The sequence below is a fragment of the Pseudomonas sichuanensis genome, from assembly GCF_003231305.1.
In the GTDB taxonomy this organism is placed as follows: Bacteria; Pseudomonadota; Gammaproteobacteria; order Pseudomonadales; family Pseudomonadaceae; genus Aquipseudomonas; species Aquipseudomonas sichuanensis.
Window position 1 is genome coordinate 1 of the sequence record NZ_QKVM01000117.1, and the last position, 2,012, is coordinate 2,012.

At 64.3% G+C, this 2,012-nt stretch carries 1 pseudogene; it reads left to right on the top strand.

Annotated features, from left to right (window positions below):
- Positions 1–2,012: pseudogene (locus tag DM373_RS28300) on the top strand (sugar-binding protein); the annotation flags it as partial.

The window sequence follows — 2,012 nt, forward strand, 5'->3', positions numbered from 1 at the left end:
GCCTTCAATTTCATGAGCTTCCTGCAGGGCGGCGTGGACCCACGCACCGGCCAGTACACCCTGGCCGTCGATATCCCCACGCTCAAGAGTCACGAACTGCGCGGCCCCGAGTGGCCGCTGAGGCTGGCCTACAGCCCGCTGAACACTCAGGACTCGGGTTTTGGCACGGGCTGGAATCTGCAGCTGTCACAGTTCGACATCGCCAGCTTCATCGTCTCGGTGCACACCGGCGAAACCTACAAGGTCGATGGCCGCTCCAAGGCTGAGGCCTCCAAAGCTCAGGGCAATCGCTGGTCGATTAGCGAGCAGAAACTCGACAGTTTTCACTTCCATGAGCTGCCCAAGGGCGGCGAGCACAACCGCGAGCGCTATCGGGTGGTGCACCGCAATGGCCTGGTGGAGATCCTCGAGCGCATGGAAACGGGCAGCCTCGCCTTTCCCGTGGAGGTCTACAGCGCCGAAGGCCATCGACTGAGCCTGGCCTATGAAAAGTCCCGCCGGGCGCCGGAGCACTTCCGCCTGGCCAGTATCTGGGAGGGCGCCGTCACCACCGGCACCTGCCTGTTCCAGGTGGTCGAGGTGAACGACGCCAGTGGCGAAGGCGTGGCCTTGCTGTACCGGCCCGATGCACAGGGTCAGGCCCTGGCCCGGTATTTCATGAAGATCGCCAGCGCCCGGGTGACCGAACTGCACCTGCCGGTCGGCAACGAGGCGGGCGACCCGGCGCGCTGGCGCTTGACCTACGCGCAGAAGATGGGGCTCGACTGCATCTCCCGGGTCATGGACCCCCGGGGTGGCGTGCAGGAAATCACCTATGCCGAAACGGGCCATGAGTTTCCCCGGGATCCCCGCTACCCACCGCGTGATCCACTGCCGCGAGTGGCCACTCACCTGACCCGGCCCGGCCATGGGCAACCCGATGTGGAGATCGGCTACAGCTACCCGGACGGCGGCGAGAACTTCCTCGGCGGCGGTCTGGAAATCCAGTGGGACGACGACGGCCTGGACAACTTGTTCAAGAAGCCCGGGCGCTATCGCTACGGCAGCACCGAAACGCTCAAGAGCAGCGCTGGCGAACGGGTGATCGTGCGTTGGTTCAACCAGTTCCACCTGCTGGTCGAGCAAACCACCACCCGCAATGGCCATGTCCATGCGCAGTACAGCGAGTATGGCGCCAAGGACGATGTGAATTTCAAGGACCAGGTCCGCAGCTGCCAGTTGCCGGTGAAAAACACGACCAGCTGGACGCTGGAGCAGCAATCGCGCACCGAAATCGTCGAGCGTGGCTACGATGCGTTCGGCAACCTGGCGTGGGAAGTGCAGAACACCGGGGTGCGGGAGGAGTACCAGTGGTACCCGGCCGCCGGCGAGCCGGGCTTGTGCCCGGCGGACCCCGAAGGTTTCGTGCGCCACCTGAAGGACAAGACCGTGATTCCCGCTCCGACCGCCCATGGCAGCGCACCGACCTTGCGCTACCGCTATCGTTACGCGGCGTTCAAACCCGTGACCGGTAGTCAGCAGACCGCAGATTGGCATGCGCAGGTCGAGGAAACCCTGGAGGATGTCAGCGACGCCAAGAAGGAAAGCGTATTGCAAGTGACCCAGCAGGCCTATTACGACGACCCGGCCGCGGCAAGCGCGGTGGAGTACGGGCGGGTGAAAAGCCGTACGGTGACCCTCAATGGGCTGTCTACCCGCACCGACTATCGCTACCACAGCGGCCCGGGCCGGCACGCCGCCGCAGGCGACGAAGCGGTGCTGGTGACCGAGCAGACCGTCACCGGCCATGATCATGCCGAATTGGCCCCGGTACGCAAGGTCGTGACTTACGAGCACTCGATGCACCACGGCGAACCGCTGTTGACTTACGACGATCAGGATGTGCAGATCCGCTACAGCTACGATGCGGCCCTGCGCGTGACCCAGGAAACCGTGGCGCCCGGTTCCGAGTTCGAGGCGTCGCGTGACTATGCATATGCGCTGTGCGCCTACGAGTCGGACCAGGCGAAACA